This is a genomic window from Metabacillus mesotrionivorans (assembly GCF_052171315.1).
Lineage (GTDB): Bacteria > Bacillota > Bacilli > Bacillales > Bacillaceae > Bacillus_P.
In genome coordinates this window covers 450813-468812 of sequence record NZ_JBQMFF010000001.1, presented here as the reverse complement: position 1 = coordinate 468812, position 18000 = coordinate 450813, and the positions used below count along the sequence as shown (strand labels likewise).

Below are 18000 nucleotides of genomic sequence, written 5' to 3'. Positions count from 1 at the left end.
GCTTACTTCTTATCTGCCCATTTCAGTTCAAGGTATCCGACAGGGTGACGGACGATGCCTGATACATCTTCATTTTGAAGGTACACTTGGTTGTAGAAATGAATTGGAATGATCGGTGCCTCGTCAAATAAGATCTTTTCAGCTTTGTAAAGCATTTCAAAGCGTTTTGTTTCATCTGCCTCATTTTTTGAGTCCTTGATCAACTTATCGTATTCAGGGTTTGTCCAGCCTGTGCGGTTCATGCTGTGGCCAGTCTGGAAGTTCTCAAGGAAGTTCACAGGATCTGCATAGTCAGCCAGGAACGAACTGCGTGACAATTGGAATTTCAGTGCTTTTTGGTCTGTCGCAAATACGTTTGCTTCGAGATTTGCAAGCTTCACGTCCACCCCAAGGTTCTCTTTGAACATTTGCTGCAGGGCTTCAGCGATCTTTTTGTGTGTGTCATCTGTGCTGTACGTAAGTGTTACTTCAGGAAGTGTTTCATAGCCTTCTTCCTTCATGCCTTTTTCTAAAAGGGCTTTTGCCTCAGCTGCGTCCGTTTTGACAAGGTCGCCGCTGACTTCACGGAAATCTTTTCCTGAAGGATCTTTAAATCCAGGAGATACAAAGCCGTAAGCTGCTGTTTCCTGGTTCTTCGTTACAAAATCAACGATTTGTTTTTGGTCAACCGCCATTGCAAAAGCTTTGCGGATGTTTTTATTTTGGAACGGCTCAAGAGTAACGTTCATGCGGTAGAAGTAATCTCCCGCCTGCTCCTCAACATTTGCTTTTCCTTCTTCAAAAAGAGTATCCGCAAGGTCAGCAGGTACATCAGACGTATCTAGCTCACCAGTTTGGTAAAGCTGGTATTCTGTGTTTGTATCTTCTACAATTGCCCAGTGAACGCCGTCAAGCTTCACGTTTTTTGCATCCCAGTACTGATCGTTTTTCTTCATGACAAATTCTTTATCATGCTCCCACGACTCAAGGGTGAAAGGTCCGTTACTTACAAATGAATCGGCTTCTGCGAACCACTCAGGATTTTCAGTTGCCACTTTCTCGTTGACCGGGAAAAAGGCAGGATTTGCAATAACACTAAGGAAATATGCCTGCGGGCTGATTAATGTCACTTCAAATTTTTTCTCGTCAACTGCTTTTACTTTCACATCGTCTGCTGATCCAGTTCCGCTGTTATAAGCTTCTCCGCCTTCAATGAAGTAACCGAGGAAAGCTGCACCAGAGCCAGTTTCAGGGTTTAATAGACGCTTCCAGGCAAAAACGAAATCGTTTGCTGTTAAATCGTCGCCATTTGACCATTTGGCGTCTTCGCGAATGTGGAATGTGTAGGTTTTACCATCTTCCGACACATCCCATTTCTCAGCGATTGCCGCTTCAGGCTCGTGGTCTTTGCCAAGACGGGTAAGACCTTCCATAAGGTTGTTCAGCGCATTCCAGGAAACCGCATCAAATCCGATGACCGGATCAAAGGATGTTGGTTCAGCCCCGTTGTTTAAATGCAAAATTTTCTCTTCGTCTTTTTCTTTTTTGTCTGTTTCTTTTCCTGCACTCTCATTAGCCGTACATGCTGCAAGCACAAATACAAGCATGGCCGTCAGGAACATTGCCAACCACTTTTTCATCATCTTCCCCCTCTTATTGCTTGATTTATATGTTATTTCATTGATGCTGCGGCTAAAGCCCGGCTGTCCTGCAGCCAGCAGTCTACGTGGTGCTCCTTGCTCAGGGCTGACGTATATGGATAAATCCTGTCGCAAACCTCCATCGCATGCTCGCATCTTGCGGAAAACGGGCATCCCTGCGGAGGCAAAAAGAGATCAGGAGGCGAACCCGCAATCGGAATAAGCTCTTCCCCTTCGATATCAAGTCTCGGTATCGAGCGGAGAAGCCCTTTTGTGTACGGGTGCTGCGGCTGATAGAAGATTTCTCTTCTGGATCCTGCCTCCACCACTTTCCCTGCATACATGACCGCCACTCTGTCCGCGACTTGGGCAACAACTCCCAGGTCATGCGTGATCAGGATAATCGAAACACCTGTTTTTTTCTGAATGTCCCTGAACAGGTCCAGGATCTGGGCCTGTATGGTGACATCAAGGGCTGTTGTCGGCTCGTCTGCAATCAGTACCTCAGGTTCGCAGACAAGAGCCATCGCAATGACGATCCGCTGTCTCATCCCTCCGCTGAACTGATGAGGATATTGCTTCAGACGGCTTTCAGGACTTGGTATGCCGACGAGGTTCATCATCTCAAGCGCTTTTTTCTTTGCTTCGCTCTTTGACATGCTCTCATGCTGCATGATGCCTTCCATAATCTGATCACCGATTGTCAGGGTAGGATTCAGCGCTGTCATCGGATCCTGAAAAATCATTGAGATATCAGCGCCCCTTATTTTCCGGAGGTCTTTTTCCTTCAGCTTTGTCAGATCCTTCCCCTTAAAGAGAATAGAACCTGAGTCAATGCTGCCTGGCGGTTCGGGAATCAGACGCATAATGCTTTGGGATGTAACGCTTTTTCCGCAGCCTGATTCTCCGACAATGGCAAGAGTCTCTCCTTTGCGGAGGTCAAATGTTACTCCGCGGACAGCTTTTACAGTGCCTCCATACGTCTGGAACGAAACATGGAGATCATTTACTTCAAGTACTTTCGTCATGCTGCTACCTCCTTAGCTTTGGATCAAGCGCATCCTGCAGTCCGTCTCCAAGCACGTTAAAAGCAAACATCGTCAGGGAGATGCACAGGGCAGGAAAAAAGAGGCGCCACCAATGTCCAGTTAGAATTGTCGAGAGGGCATCACTTGCCATAACGCCCCAGCTCGCAAACGGAGCCTGAATGCCGAGACCGAGAAAGCTTAAAAATGCTTCTGCGAAAATGGCCGACGGGACAGTAAGCGTGATTTGCACAATGATTGGACCCATCGTATTCGGAAGCAGGTTTTTCCTGATGATTCTGCTTGTTTTCGTGCCGAACGATTTTGAAGCATGCACAAATTCATAGTTTTTGATTTGCAGGACCTGTCCCCGCACGATCCGTGCCATGCCGATCCAGCCGGTCACTGTAAGCGCAACGATGATGGTGAAAAGACCGGGACCCATCACAACCATCAGAAGAATGACGACAAGAAGGTACGGAAGCCCGTATAGAACTTCAACCACACGCATCATGTAATGATCCGTTTTTCCGCCTTTGTAGCCTGCAATCCCGCCGTACAGAACTCCGATTGCAAAATCAATCAGAGCAGCAATGGCCGCTACAAACAGGGAGATTCTTGCCCCGTACCACGTTCTTGTAAACACATCGCGGCCAAGCTCGTCTGTACCGAACCAGTATTTCGCAGAAGGCGGCAGGTTTTGATCTGTCAGCACCTGGGTTCTGACGGAGTGAGGTGAGATCAATGGGCCGAAAATGGCCATTAAAGTTATAAAAATCAAAAAGATGAGGCCTGTCATAGCCAGTTTATTTTTCCGGAGCCTTCTCCAGGCATCGTGCCAGTAGGAAAGACTCGGTCTTACAACCGCTTCTGCTGCTTTGCTGTCTTTGCCTTTAGGGGCAAACCATGCATCAGGAATATCCCGGGACAGGTGCGGTTCGTGCTGTTTGTTCAGTTCCATTATCGTCCCCCCCGTTTTGACACTTGAATTCTCGGATCAAGAATTCCGTACGCTATGTCTACTAAAAACAGCATCACGATTAAGATGGTGCTGTAAAAGACTGTCGTTCCCATAATGACGGGATAGTCTCTCGTGCCGATGCTTTCAATGAAATATTTTCCCATACCCGGTATTGCAAAGATTTTTTCGATGACAAATGTTCCTGTTAGTATGCTTGCTGCGAGTGTTCCAAGGACAGTCACAACCGGTAAAAGAGCATTTCTTAAGGCATGCTTGAAAACGATTTTGACTGGAGAAAGTCCTTTGGCCCGCGCTGTTCTTATGTAGTCCTGAGTAAGCACTTCAAGCATGCTTGAGCGCGTCAGACGGGCAATAATCGCCATTGGCCCAGTTGCAAGCGCAAGGGTCGGCAAAATCATATGCAGCGGGCTTGACCACGTAGCAGCAGGAAGGATGTTCCAGTTAACCGCAAAATTTTGAATAAGCAGTGTGGCCATAATGAAGTTTGGAACAGAAATTCCAAGCACCGCTATGGTCATGGCAAGATAATCAATAAATCCGTTATGCCGCAATGCAGCAATCACGCCAAGAGCAATTCCTGAAAAAACGGCAACTGTCAAGGTGACAATTCCAAGCTCAAACGACACCGGAAATCCGCGGCCGAGAAGCTCGTTAACCGTCTGTGACGACTTTTTGATTGAAGGGCCAAAATCAAATGTGACAAGCGACTTCATGTACATCGCATATTGAACCGGCAGCGGCTCATCCAGGTGATAAAAAGCTTCAAGATTACGCTGGACAGCTTCGCTCGTGCCTCTCTCTTCGTTAAAAGGAGAACCCGGGATTGTATGCATCAGAACAAATGTAAGAGTAATAATCAGCCAGATTGTCAAAACCATAGAAATCAGGCGTTTTACAAAGTATGTATTCATGCTATCCCACTTCCTAACAGAATGTCGTTCTCATAGCCAGTTCCGTCATCACAAGCATTGCGCGGTAGGCTTCCAGGATGTCCCTGGCCTGGAACGTGACAATCGTGGTGTTTTCTTTATGCTCTGTTCCCGGCATGAGCGCTGCCCATTCAGCCTGTCCATAATTGGCAAATTCAATGGCCATGAGGGGACGGTCTGGAGGAGTGAGCGGTTTTACATGTTCTCTATTCTTAATGGCAAGTGCCGTCTTCTCTTTTAACAGCTCCTGTGCTCTTTGAGGAGTAAGTGATTTAACAACTGATCGTGAAATCGTCTCCTTTACAATTGCGGTTGTGACGTTCGGAATAAGAGCCTCCGCTTCCTTAGCTGCCTGGTCATCTCCTGCAACCATGATGACCGGAACTCCGTGATAGCCTGCAACATAGGCGTTAAATCCCAGTTCACCAACGGCCACATCATTGATCCAGATTTCTCTCACACCAAAAATCATCGTATGGGACATAACCCCTTTTTTTGAAGCACGTGCATGATAGCCCGTGAAAACAGCTCCGCTGAAACTGCCGTCGAGCCCCTGAACCATACTGTACGGCTTTACATCACCCGTGATTAGCTGTGTATCGGGGTGCAGGTCTTCAATCAGGAGGTTGTTCATTTTCGAGTGGCTGTCATTGACCACGACTTCATTTGCCCCCGATCCAAAAGCCGCTTCTATGACAGCATTCGCTTCCCCTGTCATGATTTTACGGCCTCTTTCATAATTGAGCTTAGATGAATTCACATGTGTCTCATCAGCGAGTCCAGTGATTCCTTCCATGTCAACTGAGACATATACCTTCACCTGTATTCCCCCTGTTTTATATTTCTAATTTTCTTAAAATTATAAATTAAAAATCATTACTTTACAATAACATTTACATAAAAATGCATAGATACGAATGAACTTCCTTGTTCTCCCATAGTTAATAAGTCCCAATTAATTCCTTTTCTACTAAATTCAAACATGAAAACCATCCTATTTCCTCTCCCCTTTGATAGAGTAAAAGAATGAGTTTAAGAGCTGTTCCAAAAAACAATAGTGTTCAAAAAAAGAGAAAGAATCCTTGATAACAAAGGAACTCTTTCTCTTTCCCGCAGAACGAATATCCATTTTAAAGATGAGTGTTTTCCTTTTTCCCATCAGCATACTTTGAATTTAAAGTCTGTTATTTCGGCAGCCGAAAAACAGTCATTTAGACTCCCTGTCTTTTTTCATGTGCATAAATTTCGTCTACCTAATTATTTTCCCCTTCTCTGATCAGCTTGAATGTTCCAGTGCCTTTTGCAAGCAGCTTCCCCTCTGAATCTCTTATTTCACCTTCCATAAAAGCCGTCTTATATCCCAGCTGAAGAATCTTTCCTTCCGCATAGATTTCTCCTCCCGTGCTCGGTGCAAGGTACTGGATGCTGGAATTCATGGTTGCACACCTTGTTTTCGACACAGACCTGAGGAGCATCCCCTGTACATAGTCAAGCATGGTGGCATGTACGCCTCCGTGCAGTGTGCCGTTTGCATTCAGGACATAATCTTTCATCTCAAGTTTGATTTTCACTTCATTTTCCTCAAAGTGCACGATGTCGATTCCCATGTGCTGAAAAAAAGGACTTTCCTCAAAGCTCCGCCTTATTTCTTTCACGTCCATTGCCGTTGCCATAAAACGTCCCCCCTTCTACCTTGACGTAAACTGCGGCTTCCTTTTTTCTAAAAAAGCTGCCGTTCCCTCATTTTTATCCTCTGTGGAAAACAGAACGGCCTGGGCGAGCTTCTCAATTAGAAGACCCGTTCTCTGATCAGCGTCAAAGCCTGCATGCACGGCAAGTTTGGCAAGCTTCACAGCAAGCGGCCCTTTCGATAGAATCTCCTTTGCCGCTTCTTCTGTTTGCGCCTGCAGCTGTCCGTTTCCTGCAACCTCAGAAACTAATCCGATGCGATAGGCTTCAGTTGCATCAATGATTTTCCCTCTCAGAATCATGTTCATTGCAGGGCCTTTTCCTATCAGTCTTGCAAGCCGCTGCGTCCCTCCTGCACTTGGGATAATGGACAGATTCAGTTCCGGCAGGCCGAACTTCGCATGTTCAGAAGCAATGCGGATGTCACAGGCCATAGCAAGCTCACAGCCTCCTCCTAATGCAAACCCATTGACCATGGCAATCGTCGGCTTTTCATATGACTCTATGTAGTCGTATACCTGCTGCATGCCTCCAGGATTAAAGACATCCAGGGCAGTCCGCGTTTTCAGCTGGCCAATATCAGCTCCTGCAGCAAATGATTTTTCGCCGCTTCCTGTAAAGATGACGCAGCCTGTTTCATCGTCTTTTGCCAGTTCCTGAAGAGCTTCGGTCATTTCATCAAGCGTTTCTTTGTTTAATGCATTCCTGCGTTCAGGACGGTTAATGATCAAATAGGCAAGGTTCCCCGATTTTTCCACTTCAATATTTGCAAAAGCATTCATAGTTTCAGCCCCTTTTTTTCAGCAATTTAAAATCTCCGTGGCCTTTTGCTGCCAATGTCTCATCTGACCTGTATATCCAGCCTTCTGCAGATGCCATCCCATCCCTGCAGCAAATCACCTTTGCTATGCAGGTAAAAAAAGGAGCCGGTGATGGGTCAAAGATCGATGTACTCAGAACGATTGTTGCAGTCGGAGCTGCTCCTGCCTGTGATGCTGCCGTCCCCATGGCAATATCAAGCAGTGTGTAAAACATACCGGCCCCAACCGTAGCATCATCAAGCAAATGCTCCCTGCACGTCTCAACGGAAACAACAACAGCGTCTCCTTGATCCTCTTCTCTTTTCATTGATAAATGGCTGAAAAACGAGGAATGCACCATGTCCGGAGCCTTCATTTAAACGAGCTCCAGCATCAGGGCCATACCCTGTCCGCCGCCGATGCAGAGTGTTGAAATGCCGGTCTTTTTGCCGGACCGCTTCATTTCATGCAGCAGAGAGACCGTTATTCTTGCGCCTGTAGCCCCAAGCGGATGACCGAGTGCAATCGCTCCTCCGTTTACGTTTACTTTCGAAGAATCGAGTCCAAGCTCTCTTATGACGGCCAGAGCCTGGGAAGCAAAGGCTTCGTTCACTTCGAATAAATCGATGTCTTCTATGAATTTCCCCGTTCTCTCGAGCAGTTTTCTTACGGCCGGAACGGGTCCGATCCCCATAATTTCCGGGGAAACACCTGCCGCTGCCCAATCAACAATTCTTGCCATAGGCGTTATTCCAAGCTCTTTTGCTTTACTCTCCTTCATCAGAACAACGGCCGCTGCCCCGTCATTTCTGCCGCACGCATTCCCTGCTGTGACAGTGCCTGATTTGCGGAAAGCGGGCTTAAGCTGTGACAATTTTTCATAGGATGATTCCGGACGGGGGTGCTCATCTTTGTAGAATAAAACCGAGCCTTTTTTATTCGGCACTTCAACAGGTACGATTTCCTCTTCAAAAACCTTTTGATTGACGGCTTCCGCAGTTCTCCGCTGGCTTTCTATGGCGAAAGCATCCTGATCCTCCCTTGTAACGCCATACTTTTCGGCTACATTTTCAGCTGTTATTCCCATTCCGAGGTGCTCGCCGTAGATTTCTTTGGGCTGCTGGCCGTTTTCTTTGTTTGAATCAACCAGGACAGCAGCATCTCCGCCAAACCGTGATCCCCTTAAATAAATCGGAGCCTGGCTCATGTTTTCCGTGCCTCCGGCCACAACAATCTCAGCCTGTCCTGACATGATCTGCTGAACCCCTGATGCGATGGCCTGCATGCCGGATGCGCAGAGGCGGTTGATGGAAAAGGCGGGTGAAGATTCAGGAATTCCCGCACGGAGCGCTGCCACCCTGGCAACATTTGATGCCATTGTCGTTTGTCTCACTTCTCCTAAAATGACTTCATCAACCTGTTCCGGCGTTATACCCGCGCGGACAATCGATTCCTGAATGACCCTGGTCGCGAGCACGCTTGCCTCTACGTCCTTCAAAGTCCCTCCATACCGTCCAATCGCTGTCCGGACAGCACTTGCAATAATAATCGGATCCATACCCCTCACCCTTTCAATTGTTGCTGATACTGCTTTTTAAGCTGGCCTGCAATGATGTTCTTCTGGATCTCGGACGTGCCTTCATAAATCCTTGTGATTCTTGCATCACGGAAAAAACGTTCAATCGGATAATCCGCAATGTACCCGATTCCGCCGTGCACTTGAACCGCCTTGTCTGCAATTCTGTTGTACACCTCTGATCCAAACAGCTTCAGCATGGCTGCTTCTTTTATGACTTTCTTGCCTTCATCGACCATCCAGGCGACCCTGTAGGTAAAAGAGCGCAAAGCTTCAATTTCCATGGCCATCTCCGCAATCATGTGAGAAACGGCCTGATGCTCAAAGATCGGGACATCAAATTGCACCCTGTCCTTTGCATAAAGCATGGAAAGGTCGAGCAATTTTTGACATGAACCAAGGTTTCTCGCAGCAAGCCCCGCTCTTCCATTGGCAAGAATTTTCAGGGCATTCACATACCCCTGTCCTTCCTCGCCCAGCACGTTTTCAGCAGGAACCTCACAATCCTCCATGATGATTTCAGCCGAATGTGACCCGCGAAGGCCCATTTTCTTTTCAACAGCTCCTACTTGAAAGCCGGGGAAATCTTTTTCCACAATAAAGGAGGTGATTCCCTTCGGCCCTTTTGCAGGATCCGTAACAGCCATTACAGTGAAAACACCTGCTTCCGTGGCATTCGTAATGTAATGCTTCGTCCCGTTCAGAATGTATTTATCCCCTTTTTTTACAGCTGTTGTTTTCAGATTGGTCGCATTTGATCCGGCGCTCGGCTCGGTCAGAGCAAACGCCCCGATCTGCTCTCCGGCTGCCATTTTGGGGAGATATCTTTGTTTTTGCTCTTCATTTCCCATCTCCACAATTCCAACGGTGCCGATTCCTGTATGAGCGCCAATCAGAGTGGTGTAACCGTTATGTGTAGCGCCGATCTCTTCGTACAGGGCACACTTTCCAACCATTCCAATGCCAAGGCCGCCGTACTCTTCAGGAATACTTAAACCAAATAGTCCGAGCTCTTTTGACATGGCAATGATCCGGTCAGGGATTGCATTTGATTCTTCAATTTCCATTGCAGCAGCTTCAACCTCTGTTTGAACAAAGTCCCGGACACCCCGCTTTAACAGCAGAATATCCTCATCCAATTGAAAATTCATATGCATGGCCTCCTAGCTGTAAGTATAAAAACCGCGGCCGCTTTTCTTTCCAAGCCAGCCGGCCTTCACGTATTTCACAAGAATCGGACAAGGGCGGAATTTTTCACCGAGTGTTTGATGCAGATATTCCATGTTGCGAAGCCTTGTATCAAGTCCTACCAAATCCGCTAATTCGAGAGGGCCCATAGGGTGATTTAATCCCAGCTTCATTGCTTTATCGATGTCTTCAGCAGATCCGACACCCTCCATAAGCATCGTCATCGCCTCATTGCCGATCAGGCAGTTCATCCTGCTGACCGCAAAACCCGGGTATTCCTTGATTCTCACGCATTCTTTTCCAAGTTTTTCGCCGAAATGAAAGCAGCTTTCAACCGTTTCATCAGATGTTTCAAGTCCGCATATGACTTCAATCAGCTTCATCTTAGGGACAGGGTTGAAAAAGTGCAGGGCAATGCACTGCTTTGGTCTGCCTGTCTGTGCGGCAATTTCAGTCGGGCTCATGGTTGATGTATTCGTCGCAAGAATGGCTGAAGGTTTTGCATACCGGTCAAGCTCTTTAAACACACTGATTTTAAGATCCATTAATTCAAGAACGGCTTCTATAATTAAGTCTGCGTCCTCTGCGGCTGATTTCATGTCAGTTGTAAATGCAAGGTTTGCTTTCTCTATGCTTAACCCGGCTTTTTCAGCTTGTCTGCTGATATAAAATTGCGCCATTTCCAAAGATTGTACTGAAATGTCCTGAACGGTCACTTCATAGCCTGCAGCAGCACACGCATAGGCAATTCCGCGCCCCATCGTTCCTGCACCGATCACACTGATTTTTTTCACACTATCCCTCCACAGGGGCCTTTTCGTACGTATAGAAGCCTTTTCCGGTCTTCCGGCCGAGTTCTCCGTTCTGTACTTTTTCACGGACTATTTTTGCTGGCATGTCCCGTTCATCCCCGCTCTCTTCATAGCGCTGCATGCGGACAAAGTAATTGACGTCAATACCGGTCAGGTCCATCAGGGCAAAAGGACCGATCGGATGGTTCAAAGCTTTCGTGCACACTAGATCAATTTCTTCGTGAGAGGCATAGCCGTTCTCAAACAGAAAGACAGCTTCATCCATGAGCTTGCCTAATATGCGGTTGGCTATAAAACCAGAAATCTCTTTTTTTAATAAAACAGGAGTCTTTTTAATCGTTTTAACAAACCCCATGGCCGTGTCAGCTGTTTCATCTGATGTATGCGGCCCTTTAACGACTTCTACAAGCTCCATGACAAGGGCTGGATTAAAGAAGTGAATGTTGCAGACTTTGTCAGGGCGGCTGGTCGCATCAGCAAGTTTCGAGCTTACGATAGTTGAGCTGTTTGTAGCCAAAATGGCATGCGGCTGAGTAATTTCATCCAGCTGCCTGAACAGTTCTCTTTTTACATCCAGCTTTTCAACAATGGCCTCAATGACAAGGTCGGCATCCCTTACATCTTCCAAGCTTGACGTAAATAAAATTCTGCTGAATGCAGCATCCGTTTCTTCAGCTGTATACCTCCCCTTTTTCACCCGCTTATCCATCTGCTGCTGAAGAAAATCCTTTGCTTTTGCAAGACTTTCTCCGCTCACATCCTGAAGCGTTACAGGATAGCCTGAAAGTGCACACACCATGGCAATCTGCGACCCCATCGTTCCTGAACCAATAACAGCAATCTCATGAATCTTCATTTTCATTCTCCCCTCTTTCGCTTTCTTCTTTAATCAGCAGCCGCTTCAGAAGTTTTCCCACTGTGTTTCTCGGGAGGCTCTCCCTGACTTCAAACTGCTTCGGCACTTTATAAGGTGTCAGCTTTGTATAGCAGTATCCTTTTAATTCCTCTGCATCTATTATTCTTCCGTCTTTAGGAACAACATAAGCTTTGACTCTCTCTCCGTGCTCTTCATCCGGCAAACCTACTACAGCAGCTTCTTTTACATCCGGATGCTCATAAAGGACACCTTCAACCTCCTGTGGATAAATATTAAATCCGCCAAGAATGATCATTTCCTTTTTCCGCCCGACGATGTAAAAATAGCCTTCTTCATCCATCGTCGCGAGGTCTCCCGTGTAAAGCCAGCCGTTTTGAAGGGCTGCATGTGTTTCGCTTTCATTTTTCCAGTAGCCCTTCATAATCTGGGGCCCCTTGATCAGCAGCTCCCCTACGCTTTTTGGACCAAGCTCCCTGTTGTCTTCATCTACAATCATGCAGTCTGTCAGGGGAACAGGAATGCCAATGCTGCCGATTTTCCTCTTCCCAAAAGGCGGATTGCGGTGGGTGGAAGGTGAAGCTTCGGAAAGACCGAATCCTTCTCCGATTCTTGTGCCTGTCAGCTTTTCAAAGCGCTGAATGATTTCAACGGGAAGCGGAGCGGATCCTGATGAGCACAGCTTTAGGCAATGGAGCTTAGCTTCCTCAATTTCAGGATGATTGACAAAGGCAATGTACATCTTTGGAACACCCGGAAAGAAAGTCGGTCTGTGTTCCTTGATTTTTTCAAGAACATCATCAATCTCAAACTTTCTGAAAAGCAGAAGCCTTCCGCCTATGAAAATGCCGAGATTCATCCCGCTTGTCATCGCGTAAACGTGGTAGAGAGGCGTTGCAATGAGTACGGTTTCCTCTCCCTGAATCATGGAGTCGCCATACATCAGATAGCTTTGATAGACATTTGCGGTCAGGTTGTAGTGAGTAAGCATGGCACCTTTCATTTTCCCGGTTGTCCCGCCTGTGTACTGAATGACCGCCACATCTTCCGCTGCATCAATTTCTTCCGGCTGATGGAGAGGCTTCCCGGATTCAATCAGCTGATCAAGATCGTAAAATGAATCCTCCTGCTGCTCCAGCTGAGAACCAAATGTATAGGTGAATGTGAAGATATCACTGATTTTCCTGATGGTTTCTCTTCCGGCTGCATCAGCAACAATAGATGTTACTTCTGCATCCATCACAATCTGGATCAGTTCGCGTGCCGTATACATCGGATTAATCTGAACCACAACAAGACCAAGTGCATGTGCAGCATAGTACGAAACAACATAATCAGGGTGATTGGCAAGCATGAGGCCAATACGGTTCCCTTTTGCAAGGCCCAGTTCCTTCCAAGCTCCTGCCAGCCTGTCAACCCGGTCCTTAAGCTCCAAATAAGACATCTCTTCTCCTTCAAACAGGATGGCCGTCTGATTTCCGTATCTCTCTGCTGTATTCTGCAGCAGCATGTAGAGAGATTCCTCAGGCAGATGGACATCTCTGTGCTGGTAAAAAGAGTGCCAGGGCCGTTCTTTTACTTTTTTCACAATGCCTACCCCCTACTTGCCAATTGCAGCCTGCTGTTCGGGCGCAAAATCGATTTTCTGCTTCGGTCTGACAAATGCAGTAAATAAAACTCCGAACAAAACGATCAGTCCGGCCATAAACAAGATGGACCAGTCGAACCCTGCTGCACTGTTTTCTCCGCCCGCAGCAACGATATACCCTGTAAGAAGCGGACCGACAATTCCGGCAAGATTGCCTGAAGACGTCAGAATACTCGTCATCAAGTTTCCTCTGTCAGGCAGCAGCTGTATCATAATCGTCGGTCCTATCGTCAGGATGGCGTATGTAAGACCTTTTGCAAGGCACATAGCGATGATGACCCAAACCGCGTTTGTGATAAGAGCAGTAGATGCGAGAAGCACTGCCCCGATAATCATGGCGTAACCGACAACATATACGCGCGATGTCTTCCAATCTTTGTTTTTCTTAAACATTCTGTCTGATAAAACAGATACTCCGATATAGACGCCAACTGAAACGAGACCGATGCCAGATACGGCATACCCCATTTCCATGCTGCTCATATTGACAACCTTCACAAGGTAAACAGGCAGCCAGACGGCAAACCAGACGACAAGAAGATAGGTTGAAAAATAAGCAAGCGTCGTAAAAAGAGCGGAAGGTTTTGACAGCATCAGCATAAAGGCTTTCAAATCAAGCTTTTCAAGCTTTTTCACTTTCGGCTTTTCCTCTTCTTCAAGCTCATCTGCACGAGGAACATCTCTAGTAAACTGAATCGCCACAAACCAGACAATGCTTGCAAGACCAAGGACGGCAAACGCAATTCTCCAGCCGAACATGTGAATCAGGGCGACTAAAATCGGAGCGGCGACCATCGCCCCAAGTGTTGCCCCTGAAACAACAACGGAATTTGCCAGGCCGCGAAGCTTCGGCGGAAACCACGTATTGGCGTGATTATAGGCAATCGGACTGAACGGACCTTCAAATGCTCCAAGCAAAAACCGGTAAAGCAAAAGAAGCGGAAGACCGGCAATGGCCAGTACTCCTATCTGTAGCACAGCCCACGTAAGCATCAGGAAACCGAGAACCTTCTTCGCTCCGACCCTGTCTGCCCAGGCAGCCCCGAAAATACCCGTCACCGGATACAGCCAGTAATAGCTGCTTCCCACAAGACCCCAGTCGGCATAGGAAAGATTAAATTCCTTCATAATCGGCACAGCCGCAAGTCCTGTTATGGATTTATCAGCAAAGTTAATGAACATTCCGAAAAACAGCAGTACAAGCACAGTCCAGCGCATGTTGATTCCCCCCAGTCGCCTAATTTTCTTCAAGCACGCGTCTTGCAATAATAAGACGCTGAATTTCGTTCGTTCCTTCATAAATCTTTGTAATTCGCGCATCACGGTAAAAGCGCTCAACCGGATAGTCGGAAACATAGCCCATGCCGCCATGGATCTGTACCGCTTTGTCCGCAACGCGGTTAAAAACGTCTGATGCAAAAAGTTTTGCCATCGATGCTTCTTTGATTACTTTTTTCCCTTCATCAATCATCGCTGCAGCCATGTACGTCAAAGTCCGTGCCGCCTCTGTTTCAGTCGCCATATCTGCAAGCATCCACTGAATCGCCTGATTGTCGGCAATCGGTTTTCCGAATTGAACCCTTTCTTTCGCGTAAGATGCTGAAAGCGCTATCAGTTTGTCGCATGATCCGACAGCCCTTGCTGCAAGTCCAACCCTTCCCTCACTCAGAATTTTCAGTGCCGACATGTATCCCATCCCGACTTCGCCGATTACATTCTCCTCAGGAACGATACAGTCTTCAAAAATCAGCTGCGCCGTATGAGACCCGCGAAGGCCCATTTTTTTATCTTTTTTTCCAAGAGAAAAACCCGGGAAATCCTTTTCAATTAAAAACGCGGTGATGCCGCCTTTAGCTCCCTTTTCCTTGTCCGTCAGAGCAAAAACCGTGAACACATCCGCAACAGGTGCATTCGTAATAAAATGCTTTGTTCCGTTCAGGATCCACTGATTGCCTCTTTTTTCTGCACGAGTTGAAAGATTTGTCGCATCAGACCCTGCACCCGGCTCAGATAAAGCAAACGCAGCAATCTTTTTCCCCGCTGCCATTTCCGGCAAATATTTTTGTTTTAAGTGTTCAGATGCGAGCTTTACCAGTCCTGTGCTGCCAATTCCTGTGTGAGCACTGATCAGACTGACAAACCCGTTGTGGGTATGGCCAAGCTGTTCAAGCACGACCGCCTTTCCGACCGCATTCAGTCCAATGCCGCCGTACTCTTCAGGAATGCTGATCCCAAACAGTCCCAGATCCTTCGCCTGCTCCACAAGATGATCCGGAATTCTGTCCTCATCCTCAATCTGCTGAGCGTACGGTTCAACCTCCTGATCAACAAAACTCCTAACCATTTTCCTCATTTGTTCAATTTCCGGTGTAACGGTTGCCTGCATCCTTAAATCCCCCTTTTGTGTTGTTGCTTATATTGATGCAAGAAGTGTGCCAATGCGGGAAATGCTGATGAATCAGGTTTCAGAAAAAATGGTGATTCATAATTGAATTGAATTTGTCGATATTGCAGGGTATTTGCGATTCAAATTTGAATCATATGATTCAGTAATGAATGATGGAGAGGACTGTTTGAGGGTACTATGCCAAACCTTCGGGAGCATCAAGGGCTGATTGGTGCAAGCTTGAGGTAAACATGGATTAGCAGCACAAACTCAGTCCGATGCCCCCCAAAAGTGCTCTAAGCATGATTTAGCAGCACAAACTCAGTGCAGAGCCCCGCCGAAAGTGTTCTATAAATAATTTAGCAAAACAACTCAGCACGGGGCTGGCCTGAGGATGTTCATGACCAACAAGTACGGACTCCTGCCGGCTTGGGGATTCTTTTCCGGGCGATCAGGACCATCAAACACAGGCAGACCAGATTTGATGTCACTTTTCCAAATCTATAAACCATCGACAGCCCCCACTAAAAATGCCCCCAACTATAGGTTGGGGGCATCATTTTATATCAGATACAAACCGGTCTATTGCAGTTCAACCTTTATCGGCTCCATTTTTTCAGAAGACCTGTTCATGCTAAGCACACCAAATGGCACAGACAATGTTAAATCATTCAGATCGGTTTCAGAAGGGATTTCATAAACCGACTGAAAGCGGAGCTCTTTTTGATCGGCAGCTTTGCTTATCTTGCCGTTAATAAGCGTCTCTGTGTTCCCAATGGAAACTCCTTCTGCAAAGTTGTAAAATACGTCCTTTTTGAATTTCTCACCAGTTGGATTTGCTAAATGATAGTCTACAATGAGCCGATCTCCGTCTCTTTTCATCTGTTCCACACGCAGCTGATAGCCGAACCGGCTGCTTTCGACGACAAGCGAATGTGACAGTTTTGCGCTGGCCGGAGGCTCATCCCGTTCAATCACAGGAAGTACCGTTAATACTTCTGTATTTTTCAAAGCATCATCCGTATATAACACGCGCCAGTCTGTGACTGTCATTCCATCTTTTTTCTCTGAAAGCATCACCTCGCTGCTGACCGGAAACAGTTCCTTGCCCCCTGCATCCTCTATCTTAAAAGAGAGATGGTCATATTCGTTTGAAAGAACCGTTTTGTATTCAATCACCGTCGTCGCTTTCCCTTTTGCGACAGACTGTATGGTCACCGATTCGCTTCCTGATTTCGACACTCTGTTTACCGCAAGTACCTCAGGTTCAATCCGCTTTAAAGGTATATCAAACCGCCAGTCTCCTTTTTCCCCGGCAATTGAAGTGAATGTCATCGGAAGAGTAAAGTCCGCGGGAAGCTTCTTTTCACCCAGATAATACTCAGCCGTTCCCATGTATCCGTCTTCGGTTTCAACTAGTGAATGACTGCCCGCAAACTGACTGGATTCTTTGCCGTCAAATAAAGACAGACTGTAGCCGGAAACCGGATCATTCGGACCTTCCCTCCATTTTTCAGGAAGGTTTTCTCCTTCGGCTTTAAACGTAATGCCGACAACATTTCCTTCATAATAAGCACTTGTTAATGTAATACTTATCCCGCCGCTTTCAGCCTTTTCGTTCAGCTCATTCACGAGTCCTGCTGAAGCAAGTTCTTTTCCTATCGTAAAGGAAGAAAACGGCTCATAAAGTGATCCAATCAGCGGCACACTTGCTAGCACCTGGTTCACTGGAGCAAAGAAAAACCCTGTTCCAAGGATGATGGCAGCTGCAGATCCTGACATAACTCCGGCAGAAGCGAACCTTTTTTTCTTTTTCTGTTGTTTGCCCGCATGTATTCCGCGGGACACGGCGGCCATAATGTCGTCTTCGGGTACGGCAATTTGATCAATCTGACTGTCAAACCAGTTTTTGTTCATGGCCATTTCCTCCTTCAAGGGCTGCTTTCAGCTCACCTTTAGCTCTGCGCAAATAGGTTTTCACTGTGTTCTCCGGTTTTTCCATCATGTCTGAAATCGTGCGAATCGGTAAATCGTGATAATAAAACAAGAGAATAACGGTCTGGTAGTTTTCACTAAGTCCGCTTATCGCACAGACAAGATCCAGGTCATTTTCCTTTTCCACAAAAGAAACGTTCTCAAGAAACGCACTTTCCACAGCTACGGTTTTCTTCTTTTTTCTCAGAAGCTCAAAGGCTGTTCTGATTAAAATCTTCATCAGCCACGTACGGAAATATTCGGGCTGCTTTAACGTTCCGATCGAGATAAACGCTTTGCAGACTGTGTCCTGAAGAACATCCAGTGCGTCTTCTTTGTTTCTCACATATATAAACGCAGTTTTATATAGCTTTGTACTTTCCTGTTTAATCAGTTTTTCAAAGGCTTTTTCATTGCCTTTCATCGCTTTTTTTACTGTATGTATGTCCACTTCTTCCTCTCCTTTCAGCTGTTAGAGGAAACACATGCTGGAAAAGT

General features: G+C 46.7%; 17 protein-coding genes. All 17 read right to left on the bottom strand.

What is annotated here, in order from left to right:
* Window positions 1-2: 2 nt before the first annotated feature.
* Entirely contained in the window at window positions 3-1619 is a 1617-nt protein-coding gene (locus ACTSEZ_RS02345) for a peptide ABC transporter substrate-binding protein (protein ID WP_369732576.1), read from the bottom strand.
* Window positions 1620-1651: 32 nt separating this feature from the next.
* On the bottom strand, window positions 1652-2647 hold the full coding sequence (locus ACTSEZ_RS02340) for an ABC transporter ATP-binding protein (protein ID WP_369732574.1): 996 nt from the start codon (window positions 2645-2647) through the stop codon (window positions 1652-1654).
* A gap of 4 nt (window positions 2648-2651) precedes the next feature.
* Window positions 2652-3605: an ABC transporter permease gene (locus ACTSEZ_RS02335; RefSeq protein ID WP_369732572.1), complete on the bottom strand. Its 954-nt coding sequence runs from the start codon at window positions 3603-3605 to the stop codon at window positions 2652-2654.
* Entirely contained in the window at window positions 3605-4537 is a 933-nt protein-coding gene (locus tag ACTSEZ_RS02330; protein WP_369732570.1) for an ABC transporter permease, read from the bottom strand. Before ACTSEZ_RS02330 ends, ACTSEZ_RS02335 begins: the two co-directional genes overlap by 1 nt.
* A gap of 13 nt (window positions 4538-4550) precedes the next feature.
* Window positions 4551-5375 (bottom strand): D-aminopeptidase DppA, encoded by an 825-nt coding sequence (gene dppA, locus ACTSEZ_RS02325; RefSeq protein ID WP_369732569.1) that lies wholly within the window; start codon window positions 5373-5375, stop codon window positions 4551-4553.
* A 433-nt stretch (window positions 5376-5808) separates the two neighbouring features.
* Window positions 5809-6228, bottom strand: coding sequence for a PaaI family thioesterase (locus ACTSEZ_RS02320; protein ID WP_369732568.1), 420 nt, complete (start codon window positions 6226-6228; stop codon window positions 5809-5811).
* A gap of 15 nt (window positions 6229-6243) precedes the next feature.
* A complete protein-coding gene (locus ACTSEZ_RS02315; protein ID WP_369732567.1) occupies window positions 6244-7026 on the bottom strand; it encodes an enoyl-CoA hydratase/isomerase family protein in 783 nt (260 codons plus the stop codon).
* 4 nt (window positions 7027-7030) lie between these two features.
* Window positions 7031-7420 carry a PaaI family thioesterase gene (locus ACTSEZ_RS02310; RefSeq protein ID WP_369732566.1) on the bottom strand — a complete coding sequence of 130 codons (390 nt, stop codon included), beginning with the start codon at window positions 7418-7420 and terminating at the stop codon, window positions 7031-7033.
* On the bottom strand, window positions 7421-8602 hold the full coding sequence (locus ACTSEZ_RS02305) for a thiolase family protein (protein WP_369732565.1): 1182 nt from the start codon (window positions 8600-8602) through the stop codon (window positions 7421-7423). It abuts the gene before it with no gap.
* Between the two features lie 5 nt (window positions 8603-8607).
* A complete protein-coding gene (locus ACTSEZ_RS02300; RefSeq protein WP_369732564.1) occupies window positions 8608-9771 on the bottom strand; it encodes an acyl-CoA dehydrogenase family protein in 1164 nt (387 codons plus the stop codon).
* A 12-nt stretch (window positions 9772-9783) separates the two neighbouring features.
* The gene (locus ACTSEZ_RS02295; protein WP_369732562.1) at window positions 9784-10602 is read right to left on the bottom strand and encodes a 3-hydroxyacyl-CoA dehydrogenase family protein; all 819 of its coding nucleotides are present in this window, start codon (window positions 10600-10602) and stop codon (window positions 9784-9786) included.
* Window position 10603: 1 nt separating this feature from the next.
* Entirely contained in the window at window positions 10604-11476 is an 873-nt protein-coding gene (locus tag ACTSEZ_RS02290) for a 3-hydroxyacyl-CoA dehydrogenase family protein (protein ID WP_369732560.1), read from the bottom strand.
* Window positions 11463-13082, bottom strand: coding sequence for a long-chain-fatty-acid--CoA ligase (locus ACTSEZ_RS02285; RefSeq protein WP_369732559.1), 1620 nt, complete (start codon window positions 13080-13082; stop codon window positions 11463-11465). Before ACTSEZ_RS02285 ends, ACTSEZ_RS02290 begins: the two co-directional genes overlap by 14 nt.
* Before the next feature lie 12 nt (window positions 13083-13094).
* Entirely contained in the window at window positions 13095-14360 is a 1266-nt protein-coding gene (locus ACTSEZ_RS02280) for an MFS transporter (RefSeq protein WP_369732558.1), read from the bottom strand.
* 19 nt (window positions 14361-14379) lie between these two features.
* Window positions 14380-15528, bottom strand: a complete 1149-nt coding sequence (locus tag ACTSEZ_RS02275; RefSeq protein ID WP_369732557.1) for an acyl-CoA dehydrogenase family protein — start codon at window positions 15526-15528, stop codon at window positions 14380-14382.
* Between the two features lie 582 nt (window positions 15529-16110).
* Window positions 16111-17445: a DUF4179 domain-containing protein gene (locus ACTSEZ_RS02270; RefSeq protein WP_369732556.1), complete on the bottom strand. Its 1335-nt coding sequence runs from the start codon at window positions 17443-17445 to the stop codon at window positions 16111-16113.
* The gene (locus ACTSEZ_RS02265) at window positions 17426-17953 is read right to left on the bottom strand and encodes a sigma-70 family RNA polymerase sigma factor (protein ID WP_369732555.1); all 528 of its coding nucleotides are present in this window, start codon (window positions 17951-17953) and stop codon (window positions 17426-17428) included. Before ACTSEZ_RS02265 ends, ACTSEZ_RS02270 begins: the two co-directional genes overlap by 20 nt.
* Window positions 17954-18000 lie beyond the last annotated feature (47 nt).